The organism is Arthrobacter sp. U41, from assembly GCF_007679325.1.
Lineage (GTDB): Bacteria > Actinomycetota > Actinomycetes > Actinomycetales > Micrococcaceae > Arthrobacter.
This window is the reverse complement of record NZ_VEGI01000001.1, coordinates 1,155,688-1,178,218: the sequence shown is the minus strand read 5'-3', so window position 1 is coordinate 1,178,218 and position 22,531 is coordinate 1,155,688. Positions and strand designations below refer to the sequence as shown.

Annotated in this window: 27 protein-coding genes; 8 read left to right on the top strand and 19 right to left on the bottom strand. The window is 65.1% G+C overall.

Going from position 1 to position 22,531, the window contains the following annotated elements; genetic code table 11:
* The first annotated feature begins 64 nt into the window (after positions 1-64).
* From infA to FS787_RS05325, 7 genes are all read left to right on the top strand, one after another.
* Complete coding sequence (infA, locus tag FS787_RS05355) at positions 65-286, top strand: translation initiation factor IF-1 (RefSeq protein ID WP_009358723.1); 222 nt, start codon at positions 65-67, stop codon at positions 284-286.
* Positions 287-355: 69 nt separating this feature from the next.
* Positions 356-469: a 50S ribosomal protein L36 gene (gene rpmJ / locus FS787_RS05350; RefSeq protein WP_009358722.1), complete on the top strand. Its 114-nt coding sequence runs from the start codon at positions 356-358 to the stop codon at positions 467-469.
* 182 nt (positions 470-651) lie between these two features.
* Complete coding sequence (gene rpsM, locus FS787_RS05345; protein ID WP_024366110.1) at positions 652-1,026, top strand: 30S ribosomal protein S13; 375 nt, start codon at positions 652-654, stop codon at positions 1,024-1,026.
* A gap of 51 nt (positions 1,027-1,077) precedes the next feature.
* The gene (gene rpsK, locus FS787_RS05340; protein ID WP_018773682.1) at positions 1,078-1,479 is read left to right on the top strand and encodes a 30S ribosomal protein S11; all 402 of its coding nucleotides are present in this window, start codon (positions 1,078-1,080) and stop codon (positions 1,477-1,479) included.
* Between the two features lie 133 nt (positions 1,480-1,612).
* Positions 1,613-2,623 carry a DNA-directed RNA polymerase subunit alpha gene (locus tag FS787_RS05335; RefSeq protein WP_024366109.1) on the top strand — a complete coding sequence of 337 codons (1,011 nt, stop codon included), beginning with the start codon at positions 1,613-1,615 and terminating at the stop codon, positions 2,621-2,623.
* A 76-nt stretch (positions 2,624-2,699) separates the two neighbouring features.
* Positions 2,700-3,284, top strand: a complete 585-nt coding sequence (gene rplQ, locus FS787_RS05330) for a 50S ribosomal protein L17 (protein ID WP_144671214.1) — start codon at positions 2,700-2,702, stop codon at positions 3,282-3,284.
* Positions 3,285-3,315: 31 nt separating this feature from the next.
* Positions 3,316-4,206 carry a tRNA pseudouridine(38-40) synthase TruA gene (locus FS787_RS05325; RefSeq protein WP_144671213.1) on the top strand — a complete coding sequence of 297 codons (891 nt, stop codon included), beginning with the start codon at positions 3,316-3,318 and terminating at the stop codon, positions 4,204-4,206.
* 49 nt (positions 4,207-4,255) lie between these two features.
* Here FS787_RS05325 and FS787_RS05320 read toward each other — a convergent pair whose 3' ends face one another.
* Positions 4,256-5,635 carry a cell wall metabolism sensor histidine kinase WalK gene (locus FS787_RS05320; RefSeq protein ID WP_260982407.1) on the bottom strand — a complete coding sequence of 460 codons (1,380 nt, stop codon included), beginning with the start codon at positions 5,633-5,635 and terminating at the stop codon, positions 4,256-4,258.
* 208 nt (positions 5,636-5,843) lie between these two features.
* On the opposite strand from FS787_RS05320, the gene FS787_RS05315 reads away from it, so the two are divergent.
* Positions 5,844-6,608 (top strand): response regulator transcription factor, encoded by a 765-nt coding sequence (locus FS787_RS05315; RefSeq protein WP_144671212.1) that lies wholly within the window; start codon positions 5,844-5,846, stop codon positions 6,606-6,608.
* Here FS787_RS05315 and FS787_RS05310 read toward each other — a convergent pair.
* The 18 genes from FS787_RS05310 to FS787_RS05225 form a co-directional block, all read right to left on the bottom strand.
* Positions 6,605-7,051 carry an Hpt domain-containing protein gene (locus FS787_RS05310; protein ID WP_260982406.1) on the bottom strand — a complete coding sequence of 149 codons (447 nt, stop codon included), beginning with the start codon at positions 7,049-7,051 and terminating at the stop codon, positions 6,605-6,607. The genes FS787_RS05315 and FS787_RS05310 overlap by 4 nt on opposite strands.
* Before the next feature lie 86 nt (positions 7,052-7,137).
* Positions 7,138-8,022, bottom strand: a complete 885-nt coding sequence (locus FS787_RS05305) for a type II secretion system F family protein (protein ID WP_144671211.1) — start codon at positions 8,020-8,022, stop codon at positions 7,138-7,140.
* Between the two features lie 7 nt (positions 8,023-8,029).
* Entirely contained in the window at positions 8,030-8,965 is a 936-nt protein-coding gene (locus FS787_RS05300) for a type II secretion system F family protein (protein WP_144671210.1), read from the bottom strand.
* A 7-nt stretch (positions 8,966-8,972) separates the two neighbouring features.
* On the bottom strand, positions 8,973-10,409 hold the full coding sequence (locus tag FS787_RS05295) for a CpaF family protein (protein ID WP_395940327.1): 1,437 nt from the start codon (positions 10,407-10,409) through the stop codon (positions 8,973-8,975).
* Between the two features lie 60 nt (positions 10,410-10,469).
* On the bottom strand, positions 10,470-11,660 hold the full coding sequence (locus FS787_RS05290) for an AAA family ATPase (protein WP_144671208.1): 1,191 nt from the start codon (positions 11,658-11,660) through the stop codon (positions 10,470-10,472).
* Positions 11,657-12,409: a Flp pilus assembly protein CpaB gene (locus FS787_RS05285; protein WP_260982405.1), complete on the bottom strand. Its 753-nt coding sequence runs from the start codon at positions 12,407-12,409 to the stop codon at positions 11,657-11,659. Before FS787_RS05285 ends, FS787_RS05290 begins: the two co-directional genes overlap by 4 nt.
* A gap of 61 nt (positions 12,410-12,470) precedes the next feature.
* Positions 12,471-13,508 (bottom strand): Tad domain-containing protein, encoded by a 1,038-nt coding sequence (locus tag FS787_RS05280; protein WP_144671206.1) that lies wholly within the window; start codon positions 13,506-13,508, stop codon positions 12,471-12,473.
* Positions 13,496-13,870 carry a TadE/TadG family type IV pilus assembly protein gene (locus FS787_RS05275; protein WP_144671205.1) on the bottom strand — a complete coding sequence of 125 codons (375 nt, stop codon included), beginning with the start codon at positions 13,868-13,870 and terminating at the stop codon, positions 13,496-13,498. The genes FS787_RS05280 and FS787_RS05275 overlap by 13 nt, the downstream gene beginning before the upstream one ends.
* Positions 13,871-13,974: 104 nt before the next feature.
* A complete protein-coding gene (locus tag FS787_RS05270) occupies positions 13,975-14,205 on the bottom strand; it encodes a Flp family type IVb pilin (protein WP_144671204.1) in 231 nt (76 codons plus the stop codon).
* 279 nt (positions 14,206-14,484) lie between these two features.
* Positions 14,485-15,366, bottom strand: coding sequence for a type II secretion system F family protein (locus tag FS787_RS05265; RefSeq protein ID WP_144671203.1), 882 nt, complete (start codon positions 15,364-15,366; stop codon positions 14,485-14,487).
* A gap of 13 nt (positions 15,367-15,379) precedes the next feature.
* Entirely contained in the window at positions 15,380-16,330 is a 951-nt protein-coding gene (locus tag FS787_RS05260; RefSeq protein WP_144671202.1) for a type II secretion system F family protein, read from the bottom strand.
* Between the two features lie 2 nt (positions 16,331-16,332).
* Positions 16,333-17,757 (bottom strand): CpaF family protein, encoded by a 1,425-nt coding sequence (locus FS787_RS05255; RefSeq protein WP_260982404.1) that lies wholly within the window; start codon positions 17,755-17,757, stop codon positions 16,333-16,335.
* 53 nt (positions 17,758-17,810) lie between these two features.
* Complete coding sequence (locus FS787_RS05250) at positions 17,811-19,016, bottom strand: AAA family ATPase (RefSeq protein ID WP_144671200.1); 1,206 nt, start codon at positions 19,014-19,016, stop codon at positions 17,811-17,813.
* A complete protein-coding gene (locus tag FS787_RS05245) occupies positions 19,013-19,663 on the bottom strand; it encodes an RcpC/CpaB family pilus assembly protein (RefSeq protein ID WP_260982403.1) in 651 nt (216 codons plus the stop codon). The genes FS787_RS05250 and FS787_RS05245 overlap by 4 nt, the downstream gene beginning before the upstream one ends.
* A 154-nt stretch (positions 19,664-19,817) precedes the next feature.
* Positions 19,818-20,837, bottom strand: a complete 1,020-nt coding sequence (locus FS787_RS05240; protein ID WP_144671198.1) for a pilus assembly protein TadG-related protein — start codon at positions 20,835-20,837, stop codon at positions 19,818-19,820.
* The gene (locus FS787_RS05235; RefSeq protein WP_144671197.1) at positions 20,825-21,229 is read right to left on the bottom strand and encodes a TadE/TadG family type IV pilus assembly protein; all 405 of its coding nucleotides are present in this window, start codon (positions 21,227-21,229) and stop codon (positions 20,825-20,827) included. Before FS787_RS05235 ends, FS787_RS05240 begins: the two co-directional genes overlap by 13 nt.
* A 111-nt stretch (positions 21,230-21,340) precedes the next feature.
* On the bottom strand, positions 21,341-21,535 hold the full coding sequence (locus FS787_RS05230) for a Flp family type IVb pilin (protein ID WP_260982402.1): 195 nt from the start codon (positions 21,533-21,535) through the stop codon (positions 21,341-21,343).
* Between the two features lie 282 nt (positions 21,536-21,817).
* The gene (locus FS787_RS05225; protein WP_260982401.1) at positions 21,818-22,483 is read right to left on the bottom strand and encodes an A24 family peptidase; all 666 of its coding nucleotides are present in this window, start codon (positions 22,481-22,483) and stop codon (positions 21,818-21,820) included.
* Positions 22,484-22,531 lie beyond the last annotated feature (48 nt).

Genomic DNA, 22,531 nt, shown 5'->3' with positions numbered 1-22,531 from the left:
AAACGTCCGCGGTCATTTTCGGTGCAAGCCGGAGGGCTGCGGCAAACGACAGTTAGCGGAGGGTATGGCCAAGAAGGACGGGGTCATTGAGATCGAGGGCGTTGTGACTGAGGCGCTGCCCAATGCGATGTTTCGCGTTGAGCTCACCAACAAGCACATCGTTCTGGCACACATCTCTGGAAAGATGCGCCAGCACTACATCAGGATTCTCCCTGAGGACCGGGTAGTGGTGGAGCTGAGCCCGTACGACCTGACACGTGGTCGTATCGTCTACCGCTACAAATAAGCACTGGGCGGCCAGAGCAACAGCCGAAGGCCGGTCCAGCTGACCAACTGCAACACGCAAAGGAATGCCATGAAGGTCAAGCCGAGCGTCAAGCAGATCTGCGAAAAGTGCAAAGTGATCCGCCGTAATGGCCGGGTCATGGTGATCTGCGAGAACCCGCGCCACAAGCAGCGCCAGGGCTAATTTCCCTTTCGGGAAATCCTGGGTTGCTAACCCACGCAAGTAAATAAAGGCAGCACAAGCTGATCTGGGACATTGAGCACTAACGAGTCCGGACAGCTAACCCCCGGTCGGAGGCTGGGGCCGTACGGAACGTGCGGGTGTACTGCCTACGACCTCCGGTTTATTCAAGGAGCACTGCCACTATGGCTCGTCTCGCTGGCGTAGACATTCCCCGCGAAAAGCGGCTGGAAATTGCGCTTACTTACATCTACGGCGTGGGCAAGACCCGTGCACACGAAACCCTGGCTGCCACCGGCATCAGCGCGGACGTTCGGGTCAAGGACCTGTCCGACGCCGAGCTCGTCCAGCTGCGTGACTACATTGAAGGCAACTACAAGGTTGAGGGTGACCTTCGCCGCGAAGTAGCAGCAGATATCCGCCGCAAGGTTGAAATCGGCAGCTACGAAGGTATTCGCCACCGTAAGGGCCTGCCCGTACGCGGTCAGCGCACGAAGACCAACGCGCGTACCCGCAAGGGCCCCAAGCGCACCGTCGCAGGCAAGAAGAAGACGCGCTAGTCCCTGAGGGACTAACTCGGCTTCCCCCGATAACTTTCTGTAGGAGAAAAAATGCCCCCGAAGACTCGTGGCGCGGTTCGCAAGCCGCGTAAGAAGGACAAGAAGAATATCGCGCTGGGCCAGGCGCACATCAAGAGCACCTTTAACAACACCATCGTTTCCATCACGGACCCGAACGGTGCTGTCATCTCCTGGGCTTCGTCCGGTGAGGTTGGTTTCAAGGGCTCACGTAAGTCCACCCCGTTCGCAGCCCAGATGGCCGCCGAAGCCGCCGCAAAGCGTGCACAGGAGCACGGCATGCGCAAGGTTGACGTGTTCGTCAAGGGACCGGGTTCCGGACGCGAAACGGCTATCCGTTCGCTGCAGGCCGCTGGCCTCGAGGTTGGGTCCATCCAGGATGTCACCCCCAGCGCCCACAACGGCTGCCGTCCGCCGAAGCGCCGCCGCGTCTAAGGCTTTCCAACGCACCGGTGCTTGCCCGGACCCTTACCGGTCCGGGCAAGCCCGGCCGCGTTAAGTCTTCAGACCGATCTTTCCACCACCTGTGTTGCGTCATATAGCGGATGCTCGCCGAAAGGAAACCTAAGTGCTCATTGCACAGCGCCCCACCCTCTCCGAAGAGGTCGTCTCCGACAACCGCTCCCGTTTCATTATTGAACCGCTGGAGCCCGGTTTCGGTTACACCCTCGGAAACTCCCTCCGCCGTACCCTGCTCTCCTCCATCCCCGGTGCCTCTGTCACGAGCATCCGGATCGATGGCGTGCTGCACGAGTTCACCACGGTTCCGGGTGTCAAGGAAGATGTCACTGAGATCATCCTGAACATCAAGAACCTGTCGGTTTCCTCCGAGCACGATGAGCCGGTTGTTGCTTACCTGCGCAAGCAGGGCCCGGGAGTCGTCACCGCCGCGGACATCGCTCCGCCGGCCGGCGTCGAATTCCACAACCCGGATCTGCACATTGCCACGCTGAACTCGAAGGGCAAGTTCGAACTCGAACTGACCATCGAGCGCGGCCGCGGCTACGTTTCGGCAGCTCAGAACAAGTCCGGCGACTCCGAGATCGGCCGCATTCCGGTCGACTCGATCTACTCGCCGGTCCTGAAGGTTACTTTCCGCGTGGAAGCTACCCGTGTTGAGCAGCGCACCGACTTCGACAAGCTCATTGTCGACGTCGAGACCAAGCAGGCCATCGCCCCGCGCGATGCCGTTGCTTCGGCAGGTACCACCCTGGTGGAACTGTTCGGTCTGGCCCGCGAGCTGAACACCGCAGCTGAAGGTATCGAGATTGGCCCGTCGCCGACGGACGCTGCCCTGGCAGCGGACATGGCCCTGCCGATCGAGGATCTGGACCTCACCGTCCGGTCCTACAACTGCCTCAAGCGTGAGGGCATCCACACCGTGGGTGAACTCGTGGCCCGCTCCGAGGCCGACCTCATGGACATCCGTAACTTCGGTGCGAAGTCCATCGATGAGGTCAAGGCAAAGCTGGTTGAACTGGGCCTGTCCCTCAAGGACTCGCCTCCCGGTTTTGACCTCGCAGCACGCGCCGCAGCAATTGAAGAGGACGACGCCGCTTTCAGCGACGACGAGCTCTAACAAACAGATCTTGGCCAGCGGGCTGATGCACCACGGTGTGCGCAGCCCAACGGCTTCCATATGAGGAGAAACTATTATGCCTACCCCCGCTAAGGGTCCGCGCCTCGGAGGCGGAGCGGCTCACGAGCGTCTTATGCTCGCGAACCTGTCCGCCGCACTGTTCGAGCACAAGCGGATCACCACCACGGTGACCAAGGCCAAGCGACTGAAGCCGTACGCCGAGCGTCTGGTGACTTTCGCCAAGCGTGGCGACCTGGCTTCCCGCCGTCGTGTGCTCGGCCTGATCAGCAACAAGGGCGTCGTCCACGAGCTGTTCACCGACATTGCCCAGGCAGTGGAGAACCGCAACGGCGGCTACACCCGTATCACCAAGATCGGCAACCGCAAGGGCGACAACGCCCCCATGGCTGTCATCGAACTGGTCCTTGAGCCGGTTTCCGCCAAGCAGGCAGTTGTAGCCGAGGCTACCTCCGCTGCCAAGCGCGATGCTGACAAGAAGGACGCCGAGAAGGCAGAAGCCGCTCCGGTTGAGACCGAAGCCGCTGAAACCGAAGAGGCTCCGGCGGCTGAAGCTGCCGAGACCGAGAACGAAGCAGCAGCTACCGAAGAGGCCCCGGCCGCCGAGGAAGCAGACGCCAAGTCCGAGAAGGACGCGAAGTAATTCGCTGATTTCTTCGCATAGACTTAAGTCTATGAACCACCAGAAACCCGCGGTCCCCGTTACAGGGGGCGGCGGGTTTCTGCGTATCCGGCTGGATCTTGCCTACGACGGCGGACCTTTCAACGGGTGGGCCGTCCAGCCCGGCCGGCGTACCGTCCAGGGCACGTTGGAAGAGGCTTTGGCGCTGCTTATCCGCCGGCCCGTCAGGGTCACCGTGGCCGGACGGACCGACGCCGGTGTGCACGCCCGCGGGCAGGTGGTCCACGTGGACCTCACCGAGGCGGAGTGGCTGGGACTGAACCGCGGCGTGGAGCTGGATCCTTCGGTGGCGCTGCTGCGGCGTCTCCGCGGCGCGCTCAGCCGGGGGCTCGGAGACCTCACCGGGGCCATTGAAGTCCACCGCGTCGCCATCGCACCTGTTGGCTTCGATGCCCGGTTCTCCGCGCTCTGGCGCCGCTACAGCTACCGGATCGCGGACGGCCAGGCCCGCTGGGACCCGCTGGGCCGCACCTCAACGCTGTGGCACAAGGACCAGCTGGACGTCGGGCTCCTCAACGAGGGCGCGTCGCAGCTGCTGGGACTCCAGGATTTCCGCTCCTACTGCAAGCCGCGGGAAGGCGCCACCACCATCCGGGAGCTGCAGCGCTTCGAGTTTGCCCGCGGCGCCGACGGCGTCCTGGTGGCCACGGTCCAAGCCGATGCGTTCTGCCACAACATGGTCCGCTCCCTGGTCGGATCGGCGCTGTACGTCGGTGCCGGCGTCGAGAAACCCGGCTGGCTGCACGAACGGCTGCTCGCCCGGCAACGGGACGCCCGGTCCGTGCTGGCCGCCCCGCACCCGCTGGTGCTGGAGGAGGTGGCCTACCCGTCGGCCAGCGGGCTGCTGGCCAGGGCCGAGCTGACGCGCGCGCGGCGCGAGTAACCCGGGCGCCGGTAACCCGGGTGCGAGTAGCGCCGTCCGGGCCGGAGGCCTAGAACGACGGCGGCCCCGCCTCCGCGGGCAGCTCCACGGTGAAAGTACTTCCCCGGCCCGGACGCGAACTGCAGGAAATCGACCCGCCATGCCGTTCCACGATCGCCTTGGTGATGGACAGGCCCAGCCCGGCCCCGGGAATTGAGCCCTCACGGACCGCCGGGCTGCGGAAGAACCGGGTGAAGACCCGTGCGGCGTCGGCCGCCGTCATCCCCATGCCGTCATCCGCCACGTGCAGCAGCACCCGTTCGCCGGCCGTGCTGGCGGAGACACGCACGGTGCCGCCGACGGGGGAATACTTGATGGCGTTGGAGACGAGGTTGTCGAGGGCCTGGCCGATCCGCAGGGGATCAACGTGCGCCCAGAGCGGGGCGGGAAGGTCCATGGAGAGCGCAACCCGGGAGGCCTGGGCGTGCGCCTGCGCCGAGCCCAGGGTGGCTTCGACCAGGCTGGACAGGTCGGTCCGGCGCGGATGGACGTGCACCGTTGAGTTGGCGGACATCAACAGGTCTGAGACGAGGGCCAGCAGCCGCTCAGCGTTGCGCTGAGCCACCTCGATCCGGCGCACCGTGGTGGTGGAGAGCTCCGCAGGGTCGCTGAGAGCCAGGTCCAGGTTGCCGATGATCGAGGTCAACGGGGTCCGGAACTCGTGGGAGACGGTGGACACGACGTCGTCCTTGACCGCCAGGGCATCGACCAGACCGGTGACCTCGTTGAAGACAACCACGGCGCCCCGGAAGCCGCCGGCGTCGTCCCGCAGCGGCCGCGCGCCCGTCGACACCACGCGGCTCCCAGGCGCCTCGCCGAAGCGCACGAGGTAGTCCGCGAAGGACTCGCCGGACGCGGCCCGCCGGATGGGACGCCGGTCGAGGGGGAGCGGGGTGGCCTGATCCTGCCCGGTCAGCAGGAGCCGGGCCTCTCCGGCCTCGTGCGCGGCGCCGGCGGGGGCCGCAGACTCTTCGAGGGCCGACTGCCAGCTGTTGGTCAGCAGGCGCCGGCCGGCGGCGTCGACCGCAACAATTCCGACGTCGACAGTGTCCAGGATGGTGTTGAGCAGACGTTCGCGTTCCCGGCTGTCCGCGAGCAGCGCCTGCAGCTCCGCTTCCTTGGCACCGGTCCGGCGCTGTTCCTCGCACAGCCGTGCCCTGGCACGGATCAGCGCGAAACAAACGGAAAGGGTGATGCCCGCCGCGAGCACCACGGCGGCGGTCAGGCCCGGGGCATCGAGAAGGCCCGTCCAGCTGGCAGCCGCCAGCCCGGCTGCAGCTGCCATCCCTGCGCCCGCCAGCAGCAGCGGGAGGTGGCGCACCACCCACGCGCGCGGACCCAGGGCGTTGCCGAAACCGTCCGCACTCCGGACCAGCCGCTGTTCACTCACTGAAGCCGCGCTCCCTTCCTGCTTCAGTTTTACACGTGTTGTCACACAAACTTGACACAAAGTTGAGTATTCTGGCTTCTGTTACTGCGCCGTAACCGGGTTTTATCCCCGGCCTAGGTATTCTGACAATGCCGGGTGGGGGCCGGGCGATGATCCCTGCCGGCGCATCCGCGTTGGGAGTGGAGCAGGACCAGATGTGAGGGGGGCCATGACCGATCTTGGAGTCGCCGTCGTCGTTGAAGACGATGTGGACGTTCGCAACCTTGTCGAAGCCGTGCTGAGCCAGGCGGGATTCGAAGTCCATTCGGCCGGGGAAGGCCGCGAAGGGGTGGACACAGTCCGGCGCCTGGAGGCCAACGTGGTCACCCTGGACGTGGGGCTCCCTGACATCGACGGCTTCGAAGTCCTCCGCCGAATCCGCCAGTTCAGCGATGCCTATGTGGTGATGTTGACAGCACGCACTGACGAACTGGACACGCTCACGGCGCTGCACACCGGGGCCGATGATTTTATGACGAAGCCGTTCCGTCCCCGCGAGCTGCGCGCCCGGGTGGCTGCCATGATGCGGCGCCCCCGCCAGGACGCCATCAGCGGAGTTGCGCAGCCGGGGGCTGCCGCGGAGTCCGCTGCCCCGCCGCGGGACGCCGTGCTCCGCCACAACGGTCTGGCCTTGGACCCGGACAGCCGCACCGTGGCGGTGGACGGTGCGCCTGTCAGCCTGACCCGCAGCGAGTTCGACCTGCTGCATGCCCTGCTCAAGGGCGCCGGAGCGGTCCGGTCCAAGTCGGACCTGGTCCGCGTGGTGCGGGGCGAGTACTACCGGGCGGATGCTTACATCGGCGAATCCGACGAACGTGCCGTGGAAGTGCATATCGGAAACCTGCGGCGGAAGCTGCGCGAGGATCCCCTGCAGCCCCGCTGGCTGCAGACCATCCGCGGTGTGGGATACCGGCTCGCCCCGGAGCGGGACTAGCTCTCCCAGAGAATGTAGCTGTATTGCAGCTCGTCCACCGTTTCGCTGCCGCTCTCGGCCACCTCGCCCAGGAGGGTGCCGGCCCGGTCCATGTCGCCGCCGCGGACTGCCGCCTCCAGCTCCCCGGCAAGCCGGGCGAGTTGCACGCCGCCCACCATGGCGGAGGACGTTTTGAGGCTCAGCACGGCCTCGAGGGAGCCTGCCTGGTCCCGGCGGTCCAGCGCCGACGCCAGCGCGTTGTAGCGCTGGTCCCACATCCTGGCGTAGTCCCGGGCGAACCCCCTGGCCACCGACGGGCTTTCCAGCTGCACGCCCAGGTCCTGCAGCGCCGCGGGGTCCACAAGCGGCGCTGCCTCAGGGACGGCAAGCCCTGATCCGCCGGCGGCTGCGGGGGCGAAAGTGATGTTGGCGTCGCCGCCGTCTGGGGCACTGAGAAAGGACATGCGACCACGGTACTTCCTGCTTCGGCCCAGACCCCGCACTCCGGGTGATCCTGCGGAAAACTTGTGGCATTCCGGCGACGGCGGCGCTACGGGCCGCTGAAGGTCTCGATCGCGTTGATCACGGCGGGGCCCAGGATGGCGATGAAGAGCACCGGGAAGATGAAGAAAAGCAACGGGAACAGGATGGTGACAGGCAGCTTCATGGCCTTTTCCTCGGCCCGCTGCCGGCGCTTAACCCGCATGACTTTCGCCTGGATCCGGAGTACCCGGCTGATGGCGATGCCGTAGGTGTCCGCCTGGACCACCGCCTGGACGAAGCTGCGCAGCTCCGGGATGTTGGTCCGCTCGGACAACGCCAGGTACGACTCGCGGCGGCTCCGGCCCACCTGCATGTCCTGCAGCGTCCGCACGAGTTCCTCGGCGAGGGGGCCTTTGCCGTTCTCGCCCGCGCGGGCCATGGCTCCTTCGAAACCCAGGCCCGCCTCCACGGAGATGAGCATCTGGTCGAGGGTGTTGGCGAGTTCCAGCTGCATGGTTTTCTGCCGTTCCTGGCCCTTGCTGTACAAGAGCAGGTCCGGGATGAAATAGCCCAGGAGTACTACAAAAACGCCCACCAGCTTGATGATCGGCGTTGGGCCGCTGGAACTGATGTAGAAGCCGAGCAAGGCGCCCAGCAGCCCCAGCAGCGGCTTGGCCGCGAGCACCCGTCCCAGCGGGAGGGAGACGGGACGTCCTGCGAGGGACAGCAGCTTGTCGAGCCTGCGCACGTACCCGGCGGGCGTCAGCCGGTAGCCGATCCGCTCCAGCAGCCTGCTCTGGTTCTGCTCCGTATGCCCGGCGGTGTCCGCGCCGAGCGCCAGCATGGTGCGGATGGCCCGCTGGGAGGGACGGTCGACGGACAGCAGCGACCACACCAGGTATCCCAGCGGAACGGAGACCAGCAGCACGGAAAGCAGGACAAGGGAGTTCACGGCCGCCTCAGAACTTCAGGTCGATGATCTTGCGCATCCACAAGCCGCCGATCGTCATCAGGATGACGGACGCCACCATCATGCCCCAGCCCAGCGGGTGGGTGAACATCACGTTCATGTAGCCGGGGTTGACCAGCATCAGCATGACCACGATCCCGATGGGCATGGCCATGAGGATGTAGGCGGAGAACTTGCCCTCCGCGGCGAGGGACTTGATGTGGCCCTTGATTTCGCTACGCTCGCGGATGGTTTCGTTCACCTGGTCCAGCACCTCGGCCAGGTTTCCGCCCACTTCGCGGTTGATCTGGATGGCCTGGGCAATCCAGACGAAGTCCTCGTTCCGCATCCGCTCCGCCGTGTCGTTGAGGGAGGACTGCAGGTCCCGGCCCAGGCTGGTTTCCGTGACCACGCGGCGCATCTCTTCCGACGTCGGGCTCAGCGATTCGGTGGCGGCGGCGTCGATGGCCCGCAGGATGCTATGCCCGGCGCGCAGGCCGCCGGCCAGTAGCTGGAGGGTATCGCCGAGCTGCTGGTCAAAGGTGTTCCGGCGTTTGCCGGCCAGGAAGCCGAGCACCAGGTGCCCCGCCAACGGGGACAGTAGCACGAAGAGAACCGCCAGCAGCGGGCCGGCCACCACCAGGCCGGCCAGCGCTCCCACCAGGGCGCCGGCCAGCACCAGGACGAAAAAATCGGCCTGGCTCATCCGCAGCCCGGCGTTTTCCAGGGTTTCCCGGTTGAAGAGCCGGACTTTGCGTTGGGAGAAGAAGCCGTCCACCAGGTTCACGGCGGAGCCGGCGAACCGGGTCAGCTGGGAGTCGGGCTGGTCCTGGACTGGCCTGCGCCGGTCCAGCGGCACGCCGGTTCCGCCCGCGGCCAGCAGGGCGTAGCCCAGCAACAGCACCGCCATGAACAGCAGCCCGACTCCGAGAGGCAACAGGGTCATCCGGCGCTCACACCCGTCCGGCGGCGGTCAGCGGGGCGGCAAACACGGCGGGGGAGACGTAAATGCCCAGATCCTCGAAGCGGTCAATGAATCGGGGGCGGATGCCGGTGGGAACCGGTTTGCCCAGGAATCGGCCGTGGGGGTCGACGCCGGCCGAGTAGTCGAAGACGAACGCGTCCTGGAGCGTCACGATGTCCCCTTCCATGCCCTGGACCTCCGTTACGTGGGTGATCCGGCGGGTGCCGTCGCGGAGCCGGGAAATCTGGACGATCAGGTTCACGGCAGAGGCGATCTGTTCCCGGATGGCCCGCAGCGGCAGGTCCATGCCGGCCATCAGCACCAGGGTTTCCAGGCGGGCGACGGCGTCGCGGGGCGAGTTCGAGTGGACCGTCGAGAGGGACCCGTCGTGGCCGGTGTTCATGGCCTGGAGCATGTCCAGGGATTCGCCGCCGCGGACCTCGCCCACCACGATCCGGTCGGGGCGCATACGCAAGGAGTTGCGGAGCAGTTCCCGGATGGTCACTTCGCCCTTGCCCTCGGTGTTGGGCGGGCGGCTCTCGAGCCGGACCACGTGGCGCTGCTGGATCTGCAGTTCCACGGCGTCCTCGATGGTCACGATCCGCTCGTCGTCGGGCAGGAAGGAGGAAAGCACGTTGAGCAGGGTGGTCTTGCCGGTGCCGGTGCCGCCGGAAACGATGATGTTCAGCTTCGCCTTCACGCAGGCGTTCAGCAGTTCGGCCATCTCCGGTGTGAGGGTGCCGAATTCGATGAGGTTCCGCACGGTCAGCGGCACCTTGCTGAACTTCCTGATGGTCAGCGAGGACCCGCCCACGGCGAGCGGGGGGATGACGGCGTTGACGCGGGAACCGTCCTCGAGGCGCGCGTCGACCAGCGGGGAGGACTCGTCAATCCGGCGGCCCACTTTGGAAACAATCCGCTCGATCACCTTGCGCAGGTGGTCTTCGGAGCTGAAGCGCGATTCGGTCAGCGTCAGCTTGCCGTGCCGCTCCACGTAGATCTGGTCCATGCAGTTGACCATGATTTCCGTGACGGCGGGATCGTCCAGGAGGCGCTGCAGGGGGCCGTAGCCCAGCACGTCGTCGGCGACATCCTGGACGAGGCGGGAACGTTCCTCGGCGGAGAGCGGCACCTGTTCGGCGTCGATGATCCGGATCAGTTCCTCCCTCGCGGAGGTGCGCAGCTCGTCCTCCTTGACGGCGGAATCGTTGAACCGGGTGCCCATCCGCTCGAACAGCGCGGTCGCGGCGCGCTCCTTGAGCGCTGCGAACACGTCCACCGGCTGCTGGGCCCTGGACCGGTACCCCTCAGCCGGTTCGCTCACTGCGGCAGCAGCTGTGGCGGGCTTCCGGAGTTCGACGACGGCGGCGGGTGGCGCCGTCGTCTCCGCCCGGGAGGGTGGCTGGGTCCGCTCGGACTGCGGCATGGACGCGGCGGCCGGGGGCTGGGTGCCCTCGGCCGTGCGGAGCCGTTCGGAGAGCTTCACTTAGACCACCACCCTGCGGTGCAGCTTCTTTTGCGCCGTGGCGCGCCAGGCAGGATCGAACCGTGACACCAGCTGCTTGAGTCCCTTGACGGCAGGGTCCTTGCGTCCGTCCTGCAGGACCGGGATGCCGCGGTTGGTGGAGAACGCGACCGCTTTGGAGCGGGGGATGCTGACGTCCACGGGTGCGCCGATGGTGGCCTCCACGTCCTGGACGCTGAGGCCGGACTTGGCGTCGGCCATGTTCAGGACCACATGCCGGGTCTCCGGGAGCAGGTCCAGCCGGCGGAGGATGCCCAGGCCCGAGCGCAGCCCGCGGATACTCGGGACGTCCATGGCGGTGACCCAGACGACGTCGGTGCACCGTTCCATGGCGGCCAGCCCCACCTCGGGCAGGCCGGGGGCGGTGTCCACTACGACGTACTGGAACTGTTCCGCGAGTTGTTCCAGGAGGCGGGAGACCTGCTGCGGAGTGATGTCGTCGGCCTCCTCCGGGCTGCGCGGCGCGCAGAGGGCGTAAATGTTGCTGGGGTGCACGGTCAGGAACGCCTTGAGGACCAGGGAGTCGTGGCTGGCGGCGGCCGAGACCGCGTCCGTCACGGTGTGCTCGGGATTGAGGTACAGACCCGACGCCACATCACCGAACTGCAGATCCAGGTCGACGATGACCACCCCCATCGGCGCCACCTTGCCCAGCCCGATGGCGATGTTGGTGGCGATGGTGGTTTTGCCCACCCCGCCCTTGGGGGAGAAGACCCCCACCACCAGTCCCTTGGACCCCTCGGCGTGGGGGACGGCGGTGGTCCGGTTCCGGCTCGCATACGACTGGCAGGCCCGCTCCAGCAGCATCCGGATCTGGGCCGGATCCGACTCCGGGCTGAGGATGTCCCGGATGCCCGCGCGCATGGCGAGCAGGACAAAGTCGGGGTCCGGGTCGCCCACCAGGACCACACTGAGCTCCGGCAGCTGCACATCGAAGACCACGGCGAGCCGCAGGGCGTCCTCCACCGGGATGTCCGGTCCCAGGATGAGCACCTCGGGGCGCTCCTGGTTGAGGTTCGCGAACAGCTCGCCGGGGTCCGCCGGATTGACGAACGCAAAGGTCTGCAGCCCGCCCGGAAGCCCGCCGGCCAGGGCCTGCCGGACGCGGGAGTCGAAGTCGGTGTTCGGGGTGATCAGCACAAAGCGGCTCACTTGTAGACCTCCGGTTTCGTCATGATTCCTGGCCGGCCGCTGTCCGTCGCGTTGAGCGGTTCCTTGCTCAGCCAGAGGCTTGCGAATTCTGCGGCGTAGATGATCTTGGTGGCATCCACGTCGTTGACCGCCACCGTCAGCATGAGGGACCCGGTGGGGAGGGACATGTCCTCAGCCGGAGGCGCTGAGCCGTTCGCTGACGGCTGCGGTGTCGGTGAGGGTGATGGAGCCCGCTGCACGGCGGTCACGAGGACTTTGTGGATGGAAAGCTGGGTTGTCTGTTTTTCAGGCTTGGCCTCGAGGCCCCCGTCCTTCAAGTTAATGAAGATTCCGACGCGGTCGCCCGGAGCTATCCTGCCGCCGACCACGCGCTGGGGTTCGAGCTGGAAAGAAACCTCCTGCAGCCCCTTGGGTACCTCCACGGCGCCGCTGGCTTTGAGCTCTTCCGGGGCGATCAGCCGCTCGGCGACGAGCTGCTCGCCCGGGAGCAGTTCGACGGCGGTGACCTTGCCGGCGGAGTCGTCGAGGTTTTTCAGCGCTGATTTGGTGACAGCTTTGCCGGGAAGCTCTTCACTGGCCACAAACGTTTTCAGCGCCTCCACCGGGGTGCCCGCAGGCACGGCTTTCTTCACCACGAGGACGGCGACCGGGTCCAGTCCCTGCACGGCCCTCGTGTCGGCACCCTGTGCGTAGCTGACCACAAGGAGGGCTCCGACGATGGCGAGCACCAAGGCCGCGATTCCTGCCAATAAGCGTGACTTCAAAAAACTGCTCCTGAACCGGTGGGGGTGGACTGCTGGCTGAAACGTGTCACTTGGTAAGGCGGACGATGGTGGCACCGTTTTCGTCAACCGGCCCCAGGGAGAACCCATCAGCCAGGGACACGTATTTGATGAAGCTCCCGATAAATCCGCGGCAGTTCCCGTCGCAGGCCACCGAGGCGGGGACGTGGGCGGTGGTGTTTTGGAACGAGTTCGGCAATTTGTTGTCGCCGCTGAAACTCCAGCCCTTGACCTTGAACGCGGCGAAGGAGATGAGGCCGTAGATGGCTCCGGCCCCGGTGCCGGTCACCCTGTCGAAGACCGGCAGGAAGACAACAACATCGCGGCCGGCCGTAATTTCCGCGGCCCAGTTGCTTAGGGTTGTTTGGCATGAGCCCGGGGCGCTGTTGCCGGGATCGCTGCCGCCTTCCGCGACGGCAAGATCAATCAGGGCCCCGCAGATTCCGGGATCGCTGGTCAGCCAGCCGAAGCCGCCTTCAACCGCGGCGCCGGAAGGTCCGTACATGCAGTCCGCGTTGGCGTTGCTGCCGTGGTTCTGCAGGCGCTGGAGGGTGCCGTCGACGTGGCTTTTTACCTGGCAGATCGAGAAGGCAACAGGAAATGCCGTCGGGCCCGACTTCGGGCTGCCCCACGTGACCGTGGATGCGGCGGTGACCTCAGCGGTATTGACGCCCAGTGCGCGCGCGAAGAAGAGCGAAACCTGGTTGGGTTCTTTGCCGGCCTCCTGGGCGCCGGCGGTGACTGTGACTGTGCGGGCTGTCTTGTCCAGTGCGAGGGAGGAGATGTTGCTGATGCCGTCGCCGGCGTTGCTGCTGGCCAGGCCGCGCGCCAGCGTGGACGAAGCGGAACAGTCGGCGTCGTTCACGTCCTTGGCGCACTTCTGCGCGACGGCGATGGCCGCGGCGTCGGAGCCGTTGCGCAGCTGCGTCCGCTCGGCATAGAGCATTCCGACGTCCACCGCGATGGCGGCGAAGCCCAGCAGCGCCACCATGAGGATGGCCACGAGGACGCTGATGCCGCCGCGCTCGCCGTCCTGCCGGGCGGGCGACTTTCTCAACCGCCGCACAGCATCACCCCCCGGCCTTCCATGGCAAACGGCCCGGCGATTCCGGTCATGGTGGACAGGTTGTAGGTGATTCTGAGGGTCATCTGGGCGCCGGCGGTGCAGTTGGTGGGGCTAAGAATGATGCTGGCATCTGTCAGCGCGGGGTTGAGCCCGCTGGCCGCGGTTTTCACTGCGGTGCGGGCGGCGGTGGCGTTGTTGTTGATTGCCATGACGCGGACGCCTTCGCGGGCCGCGCTGGAGAGTGTGACCTGGGCGTTGTAGGCCCGGCCGAACTCCATGATGCCCAGCAGCAGCATCACCAAGACCGGTGCCAGAAGGGCGAACTCCACGGCGACGGCGCCCCGTTCCGTTGTTTTGGACATGGGGACCGCCTTCCATGAGGTTGCTGGTTGCTGGCACCGAAGCAGTCAGGGCTGGGAAAGGCCGGAGCCAATCCCCACCCTGACTTTCGAATGGTCGGCTAGCGCTAAACGCAGCCACCCTTGCCGTCGGCGCCGCCGGTGGCCGAGAAGGTCTTGCCACCCTGCACTGAACACGCCACGTCCTGAAAGGTCTTGTTGATGTTGGAGCCGAGCAGCGTTACGGCGACGATGATCACGACGGCGATGAGCGAGACCATGATGCCGTATTCGACGGCGGTGGCGCCGCGCTGGTCGCGGCGAAGGCGGGTTGCGAGGTTGGAGAAAAAGGAACGCATGGGTGACTCCTGAGCGAGTTGGGAGGCTGGCCCTGCACCAGCACTGAGAGGAACTTAGCAACGGGCGACACGCCGAGGAATCGACCTTGACGCATCCTGTGCCAAGGCTTCCCAAACTGCACGTTTCCTGTACATTCCCTGCGCAGATTCTGCGCTCGGCCCCGCAACGGACTGCCCGCGACGCGGACGGCAACCTGCCGCGGACGCAGGAGGACCCCCTCGGCTCTGGGGTCCAAGGGGGTCCGGTCTGGAGGGCAGTCCCTGAGCACGGACTGCGGGCTACTTGCTGGCGAAGACTTCCATGATGCTCAGTACCGACGGTCCGAGGACCACGATGAAGAGTGTGGGAAGAATGAAGAAGATGAGCGGGAACAACATCTTCACGGGCATTTTCATGGCGTGCTCCTCGGCCCGCTGGCGACGCTTGACGCGCATATCTCTCGCTTGTGACTCCAGTACCTTGGCGATGGCGATGCCATAGGCGTCGGCTTGGACCACCGCCCGGACGAAGGACCTCAGATCGGGCACATCAACCCGCTGGGCCATAGCCACATATGCTTCCTTGCGGGAGCGCCCCACCTGGATGTCCTGCAGGGTTCTGATCAGCTCATCCGCGAGCGGCCCCCTGCCGTTCTGGCCCGCTCGTGCCATGGCTGACTCAAAGCCGAGACCTGCCTGCACGGAAATCAACATCTGGTCCAGGGCATTGGGGAGTTCGAGCTTGATGGCCTGGCGGCGCTTCTGTGCATAGTTCCGGACAAGTATGTCGGGCAGGAAGTAGGCCAGCGCCGTTACGCACACCATCAGCAGCACCTTGGGGGGCGTGGGCCCTGAGGCGACAATCAAGATACCCATCACGGCTCCGGCGAAGGCCAGCAGGGGTTTCACCATCACCACCCGGGCCAATGGCCAATCCTTGGGACGGCCGGCACCGGCGAGCTGCCTGTCCAGCCAAACCGCATAGCCCTGGGGCATCGCCTTCCTGGACAATGCTGCGAGCTGCTCATTGGCCGTGAGGGTGGACTCGCCGCCGCCGGGACGTCTACCCAGGTTCGACTGGACGTTCCTCAGCCCCGCACGATCTCCCGTGAACGCGAGCCACGTCATGACCGAGACGGGAAGGATGACCGCCAGAATGGCAGCGTAGGCAATAGTTTGCACGGTTCTCTCCTTCTCAGAATTTCGGCTTGATGATGCGAGTGAGCCAGAATCCGCCACCGGTGAGGAGCACCAAAGCGGCCGCGATCATCAGATAGCCCGGGAGCGTGGCGAGGAAGACCTGCTGATAGAGCGGGTTGAAGAGGGCGAGGCCGGTAAACATCACGAGGGGAAGGGCCATGAGCACGATCGCAGACATCTTCCCCTCCGCACTGAGCGCCCGGATCTGGCCGCGGATCTGGTTTCGATCCCTAATGGTTTCGCCCACATGGTCGAGCACCTGGGCCAGGTCACCGCCCACTTCCCGGTGAATATCAATAGCGCGCGCAATGGCGCCGAAGTCCTCGTTGCCTGTCCGGCGGGCGACGTCGCTCAACGCATCGCCGAGGTCCCGCCCGATCCGGGTCTCATTGACCACCCGGTTCAGCTCCTCTGCCATCGGCGCCTCATTTTCCTGGGCCGCCGCATCGACCGAACGCAGCAGACTGTGACCGGCCCGAAGGCCGCCTGCGACCATCTGCAGGGTATCGGGGACCTGTTCATCGAATTTCTTCCGCCGCCGCGCGACCAACAAATTCAGGAACACGATGAGGCCAACGGGAGTGAGGACCACGGCGACGACGGCCAAGCCCGGGCCGCCCAGGAGGAACCCCAAGACGGCGGCGACGAAGGTCACGGCCCCGGCCATGAGCAGATAGTCACCCGGCTGCTTCTTGAGGCCGGCCTCCTCAAGCTTCTCCCGGCTGAGGGGGCCGGAGCCCTTGCGACGGATCCCCTTGTTCAGGGTCTGCACGGCCTGGTCCGTGAGCTTCGTCAGGTTCGACGAGTGGATCTCCGCGACGTCAGGACGACGGCGGGAGAGCTCCACCTGCCGGGATCTGAAAACGATGGCGACAGTAATGGCCAATGCTGCGTAGACCAGCAGCAGTCCGGCCACGAAAGCCAGGGGTGAAAGTTCCGGAAGCACCGCTACCGCCCCCTGACGGGCTGTGCGGCGCCGAACACAGCCGGGGAAATGGCGATCCCAAGTGCGGCAAAACGATCCGTGAACCGCGGGCGGACGCCGGTGGGTACAGGTTTGCCGAGAAAGCGTCCGTTCTCGTCGACTCCTGCCGAATAGTCGAAGACGAAGGCGTCCTGCAGCGTGACGATGTCTCCTTCCATGCCCTGGACCTCCGTGATGTGGGTGACGCGTCGAGTGCCGTCACGGAGCCGGGAAATGTGGACAATGACGTTCACTGCGGAGGCGACCTGCTCGCGGACGGCCCGGAGCGGAAGGTCCATGCCTGCCATCAGCACCAGCGTTTCGAGCCGGGCAATGGCATCGCGCGGCGAGTTGGCATGCACCGTGGAGATGGATCCGTCGTGGCCGGTGTTCATGGCCTGCAGCATGTCCAGACACTCGCCGCCGCGGACCTCGCCGACGACGATCCGGTCCGGCCGCATGCGCAGCGAGTTGCGTACCAGATCACGGATGGAGACTTCGCCCTTGCCTTCGATGTTCTGTGGACGGCTCTCCAGCCGGACCACGTGGTCCTGCTGGAGCTGGAGCTCCACGGCATCCTCGATGGTGACAATCCGGTCCGTGGCGGGGATGAAGGAGGAGAGCACGTTCAAGAGGGTTGTCTTGCCCGTGCCGGTTCCGCCGGAAACGATGATGTTCATCCTTGCCAGTACGCAGGCTTGAAGCAGTTCGGCCATCTCGGGGGAGAGGCTGCCCATGCTGATCAGATTTTGGACTGTTAGTGGATCCCGGCCGAATTTTCGGATCGTTAACGCGGGACCATTCACCGCGAGGGGCGGAATGATGGCGTTAACGCGTGAACCGTCGGCCAGGCGGGCGTCCACGAGGGGCGAGGACTCATCGATGCGACGTCCTATGCGTGACACGATCCGTTCGATGACCCGGCGCAGCGCTTCGTCCGAGGTGAACTTCGTATCCGTCCGGTGGAGTTGCCCGGCACGCTCAACATAAATCTGGTCGAAGCGGTTGACCATGACCTCCGTGACGGCCGGATCATCCAGGAACCGCTGAATCGGCCCGTGCCCCAGGACGTCATCCGTGATTTCGCGGATCAGGCGTTGTCTCTCCAGCGCCGTGAGGGGGATTTGTTCCTCCTCAAGGACCATCTTGAGCTCGTCCTTGACCGACTGATGGAGTTCTGCCTCCTCGATCGAGGAGTCAGTGATCCGGCCGCCAAGCCGCTCGAAGAGTGCTTGACTGGCGCGTTCCTTGAGGGCGTTGAGCGCTTCGCTGGCAACAGACGCTGTCTGCTGGACCTCGACGGCGTCAGTCTGCAGTTCAGCTGCCTCCTTGGCCTCCAGGATCCGGCCAAGGGTTGCCGGCGCTGGCTGGAGCTGGGAAGCGTCTGGCTCGGCCGGTGCCTTGTCCATGGATGGGGCGGGCCCGGCCCCTCCGCGCAATTGCTGGAGTCGGTCTGTGAGGCTCACTGGAATACCGCCCTTCTGTGCAGCTGCTTGTGAGGTCTGGCTTCCCACTCGGGTTTGAACCGGTCGACCAGGCGGCGAAGACCCTTTGCAGCAGAGTCCCGGGTGCCCTCCTGGAGCACGGGAACGCCCTTGTTCGTGGAAAACGGGAGGCTCTTGGAGCGTGGCAACACCACATCCACGGGCGCCCCGATGGTGGCTTCCACGTCCTTCAAGCTCAGTCCGGCGCGCCGGTCGGCCATGTTCAGGACGATGTGGCGCTGCTCCGGAACCAGCGCGAGCTCCTCCAGGATCTGGAGGCCTGCCCGCAGCCCCCTGATGCTGGGGACGTCCATGCCGCAGATCCACACCGCGTCCGTGGCCTGTTCCAGCGTGGCCAGGACGTGCTCGCCGAGACCGGGGGCGGTGTCCACCACGATGTAGCGGAACTCTCGCCGGAGCTGCTCCAAAAGGTGCGAAACCTGCGCGGCCGTGATCCGGTCCATCTCCACGGGGGAGCGCGGGGCGCACAAGGCGTAGATGCCGGCCGGGTGGACCGTCAAATAGGTCTTGAGGACCATCGAGTCCTGGCTGGCGGCGCCGAGTACCGCGTCGGTGAGGGTGAACTCCGGTTCCAGCAGCAGGCCACTGGCAACGTCGCCGAACTGGAGGTCGAGATCGACGATGACAACACTCATAGGGGCTGCCTTACCCAGTCCGACAGCGAGGTTGGTGGCTACCGTCGTCTTGCCGACGCCCCCCTTGGGCGACATCACTGCGATGATCCGGCCACCCCCGCCGTTGTCCACATGCTCCGAGGCCTGGGGTGCCAGACCTCTCCTGCGACCTGCAGCCGCGAGGCTGGCCCGTTCCAGCATGACGCGGATGGTGTCCGGGTCGGCGCCCGGGTCCAAGAGGTCGCGGACGCCGGCCCGCATCGCCTGGAGTACGGTTTCCGGGGTGGACGGCGCGGCAAGGATGACGCTTATCTCGGGGTACTGAAGGTCCACCACCGAGGCGAGTTTCAGCGAACCGTCGACGGAGATGCCGGGACCAAGGATCAGGACCTCGGGCGGTTCGCCCACCATTTGGCGGAGGACGTCCCCGGGGCCGTCAGGAAGACGGTCGCTGTGGAACACCTGCAGTGAGCCGTGCATGCCGGCTGTGGCGAGTCGGACCAGCCGTTCAAAATCCGCATTGGGCGTGATGAGTACGTAGCGGCTCATCGGAACAACCTTGTGGTGTCTACGTAGGATGCCCCGGCTTCCACTGCGTCACCGGGCTCCTTGGAAAGGTAGACCCTGCCGAACTCCGCGGCGAAGACAATCCGTTCGGCGTCGGCCGAGTTCCTGGCGATGGTGATGAGGTAGGTTTCGTCGGTTTGGGCCTTGGAAGCCGTCGTGGACGATACTTGGCTGGTTCCCGACGCCGTGGCGGAGTCGCCGGTCTGCGCTGCAGTACCGTTGCTGAACTGTGCCGCTGTCACCAGTACCTTGTGGAAACTCAGCTGCGTCTTGCTCGACTTCGCACCGGTCTTGCCGTCGGTGGCCTCTTCCAAGGACAGGAAGACGCCCACAGTGTCGCCGGCGTTCACTTTGCCTCCGGCCACGCGTTCAATTGGCAACTTCAGTGTGAGCTCCTGCAGCCCGGCGGGAACCTGGACACGTGACGGGCCGAGGAATGACTTCTCTTCGACCATCCGGGTGGATAGCAGTTGTTCGCCCGGCACCAGCGCTACCGCTGCAACTTTGGACCCCAGGGTCGCCAGGTCCGTGACGTTGTTCTCGGCCAGCGCCACCTTTGGGACGGACTTCTTGATGACCGAGGACGCGATCTCTTCAGCCGGAGCTCCAGCCGGTATGGCTTTCTGCACCACGTAAATTGTTTCTGTTTCCGTGCCGGCCATTGCGCGCTTATCCGCGTTCTGAACGTATGAGACGAGTAACACGGTTCCGATAATTGCCACAAGTAATGCGGCGATGCCTCCCAGCAGGCGTGTTTTCATTTCCTTACCCCTTTGAAATTACCTATTTGATAAGCCGAATATTTACGGATCCCAGGTCCGCTCCGGTCCCCCCGGTCCCACCGGCGGAATCAATGGATTCAAATTTCACAAACTGACCGATGATGCCCCGGCAACTTCCGGTGCATGCGTTGGCGGGATCTCCCACCCAGGGCATCGTTTCCCGGAAGACCTCCGGCGATCCGCCGCCCGAAAACGCCCAGCCGATGAGCCGGAAGGTGGCATAGCCCCGGATGTGGAACCAGCCGCCATGGCCCGTTCCCCCGGCGTCGTCGTAGACCGGGAAGGTGGCCTCCACTGTGCCGCCGGCCGCGATCGTGTCCTTCCATGCCGTGACCGTCGCGTCGCAGGCACCGGGGTAGTTCGCGCCGGTGTCGGTTGGAACAGTGTCATCGGCGTCGGTCGCGGCCAGGCAGGGACCGCCCGTGTGGTCAAGCCAGCCGAAGCCGCCGGGGATGACATGGCCCGCGGTGGAGGTGCACGTGCCGCTGCCTGGCTTGTACTTGATCAACTGGATATCGCCGGTGACTTCGGCCCCCGAGAGGTCGTACTGGCAGTCCGAGATGGCCAGCGGGAAAGCGGTGGCACCGCCAATCGGCTCGATCACCGCGGTGGCACGTGCACCCACCGTCACCGGTGGGGCATTCAGCGCGCTGGCGAATATCTTGGTAAGGAAACCTGCGCCGCTGGTTCCATTGAGGGTGGACGTCACCACGGTCACCTCGTTGGGGACGGACAAATCCACCGAATCGACGGTCGTGGCGCCGTCGTTGGAATTTCCGCCGGTCATGTCCTGGGCCCAGAGGATGGCCTTCGCCGAGCACTCGGTGGGTGTGCTGTGGCACTGCTGTGCGGCTGCCATTGCTCCGGCGTCGGCTGCGTTCTGCAACTGCGCGCGTTCGGCGTAAATCTGGCCAACGTCAACAGCCATCGCGCCGGTGCCAAGCAGGACCAACATCATCGCGGCGACCAGGACGCCAGTTGCGCCGCGTTCTTTGTCGATGCCGTGCTTCAGCCGCCGCATCGCATTGCCCCTTCGCCCTCGAGGTTCAGGCTCGCGCCGAACAAGCCGGTCAGGGCGTCGGCTGTGTACGTAACGGTGACGGCAGCGTTGCCGGGAGCTCCGCCGCAGACACCGGTGAAATTGAAACCGAAGGATGCGGCATCGAGTCCTGGCGCCCCCGCAACGCCGGCGGCGATGGCCGCGCCCTGGTCATGCTCTACCGCCATGGTTCGCGCCGCCTCCCGGGCGGCTTGGGTGACCGAAATCTGAAGGTTATACAGGTGCGAGAATTCGACGATCCCGCCGACCAGGAGCAGCAGGATGGGAGCCACGAGACCAAATTCGACGGCAGCGGCCCCCCGCTCGCGCCCTTCAACGCCCGCGCGGGGCGCCCTTGATTTGCTGCGCTTCATTGGATCCCCCCAGGGATAGATGCAGCTGATGATTAAGCAATGTGCCGCGCCCGCGAGATACGGACGCGGCACATTTGGTGTTGCAGAGACCTGTTGCGTGAGCTGCTGCGGCTAGTTGCGCCAAGCGCGGACGTTGTCGCCCAGTTCTGCAAACCAAGCGCTCAGCTGGTTGCCAAAGATCGTCGCGCCGCCGATAACAGCGAAGGCGATGAAAGCAACCAGCAGCGAGTATTCCGTCGCGGTGGCGCCCTTTTCGGACGCGAGCTTGTCCTTGACGCCGGCAACAAATGCGAGCATTGAAACCATGAGACCAGTCATGTGAATTTGTCCTTTTCCAGAGTATTGAATGTGAAACGAAATTCCAGCAATTCCCCTTTGCTTATTCGCTGGAGTTCCGTTGGCACAACAGTGGCACGGCAATTAACGGCACAGCAATGCATCGGGTTACTCGAGTTTCAGGCAGCAAATTGAGGGCATTACCTAGGCCCATTTCAATGTGTACTCAGTTGGATGCGGCGGCGCAGCGGCAACTACTTGTTTTGATACGCACGCTTACTAATGCGGCCAGAGGTGCAGTAGTGACTGGAGTTACGGAAGTAGCAGGATGATGGCGAGTCCGGCTGCCAGCATCGAGGGCCCGTAGGCCACCTCGTGGGGCTTGTTTCCGCGGTTTTTCACAATCAGGACGGTGGAGGCGATGCCGCCCGCCACGAACGCCAGGGCACCGCCATAGAACAGCTGCGACCAGCCTAGGTAGCCTAAGTACAGTCCAAGTGGTGCCGCGAGCTTCACGTCACCCATTCCGAGGCCGTTTCTGCTGGTCAAGGCCAAAACCAGGTAAAAAAAGAACAATATTACGGACCCGGCGGCTCCGCGCAGCATGTCGCCGGCAGCTCCCGCGGTCAGCGCGGCGAAGCCCAGGAGGGCCAAGCCCGCCCCGAACAAGGGTCCAACAAGCCGGTTCGGCAGTAAATGGTGCACCATGTCGATGCGCGCCAAGGGAACAGCGAGTATGCCCAGTAATACGTAGGCGGGGAGTTCCGCAGTCGCGCCGAAGCGCCACGCCAGCAGGGCCGAGAGGATAAAGGTGGCCGCCGCCGTCGTGATCCCCGAGCGCCAGGAGGCGCCGCCGGCCAGCCGCGGAAGGGCCCGCCGGACGAGGGAATCGGCGATGAGCCCCAGGCACATGCCGGCCAGTCCGATCCCGGCAATAAACAACGGCGAGGCGGAACCTGCGGCGGCTGTGTCGAACACGGTTCCTCCAAGGATGCGGCGGGCCGGGGCGGGCTGGATGCATCCGGA

Bases quoted from the DNA above. Each gene is read 5' to 3' on its own strand.
- infA (WP_009358723.1), top strand. From the start codon at position 65: ATGGCCAAGAAGGACGGGGTCATTGAGATCGAGGGCGTTGTGACTGAG.
- rpmJ (WP_009358722.1), top strand. From the start codon at position 356: ATGAAGGTCAAGCCGAGCGTCAAGCAGATCTGCGAAAAGTGCAAAGTG.
- rpsM (WP_024366110.1), top strand. From the start codon at position 652: ATGGCTCGTCTCGCTGGCGTAGACATTCCCCGCGAAAAGCGGCTGGAA.
- rpsK (WP_018773682.1), top strand. From the start codon at position 1,078: ATGCCCCCGAAGACTCGTGGCGCGGTTCGCAAGCCGCGTAAGAAGGAC.
- rplQ (WP_144671214.1), top strand. From the start codon at position 2,700: ATGCCTACCCCCGCTAAGGGTCCGCGCCTCGGAGGCGGAGCGGCTCAC.
- FS787_RS05325 (WP_144671213.1), top strand. From the start codon at position 3,316: ATGAACCACCAGAAACCCGCGGTCCCCGTTACAGGGGGCGGCGGGTTT.
- FS787_RS05315 (WP_144671212.1), top strand. From the start codon at position 5,844: ATGACCGATCTTGGAGTCGCCGTCGTCGTTGAAGACGATGTGGACGTT.
- FS787_RS05310 (WP_260982406.1), bottom strand. From the start codon at position 7,051: ATGTCCTTTCTCAGTGCCCCAGACGGCGGCGACGCCAACATCACTTTC.
- FS787_RS05300 (WP_144671210.1), bottom strand. From the start codon at position 8,965: ATGACCCTGTTGCCTCTCGGAGTCGGGCTGCTGTTCATGGCGGTGCTG.
- FS787_RS05295 (WP_395940327.1), bottom strand. From the start codon at position 10,409: ATGCCGCAGTCCGAGCGGACCCAGCCACCCTCCCGGGCGGAGACGACG.
- FS787_RS05275 (WP_144671205.1), bottom strand. From the start codon at position 13,870: ATGTCCAAAACAACGGAACGGGGCGCCGTCGCCGTGGAGTTCGCCCTT.
- FS787_RS05270 (WP_144671204.1), bottom strand. From the start codon at position 14,205: ATGCGTTCCTTTTTCTCCAACCTCGCAACCCGCCTTCGCCGCGACCAG.
- FS787_RS05255 (WP_260982404.1), bottom strand. From the start codon at position 17,757: ATGGACAAGGCACCGGCCGAGCCAGACGCTTCCCAGCTCCAGCCAGCG.
- FS787_RS05250 (WP_144671200.1), bottom strand. From the start codon at position 19,016: ATGAGCCGCTACGTACTCATCACGCCCAATGCGGATTTTGAACGGCTG.
- FS787_RS05240 (WP_144671198.1), bottom strand. From the start codon at position 20,837: ATGCGGCGGCTGAAGCACGGCATCGACAAAGAACGCGGCGCAACTGGC.
- FS787_RS05235 (WP_144671197.1), bottom strand. From the start codon at position 21,229: ATGAAGCGCAGCAAATCAAGGGCGCCCCGCGCGGGCGTTGAAGGGCGC.
- FS787_RS05230 (WP_260982402.1), bottom strand. From the start codon at position 21,535: ATGGTTTCAATGCTCGCATTTGTTGCCGGCGTCAAGGACAAGCTCGCG.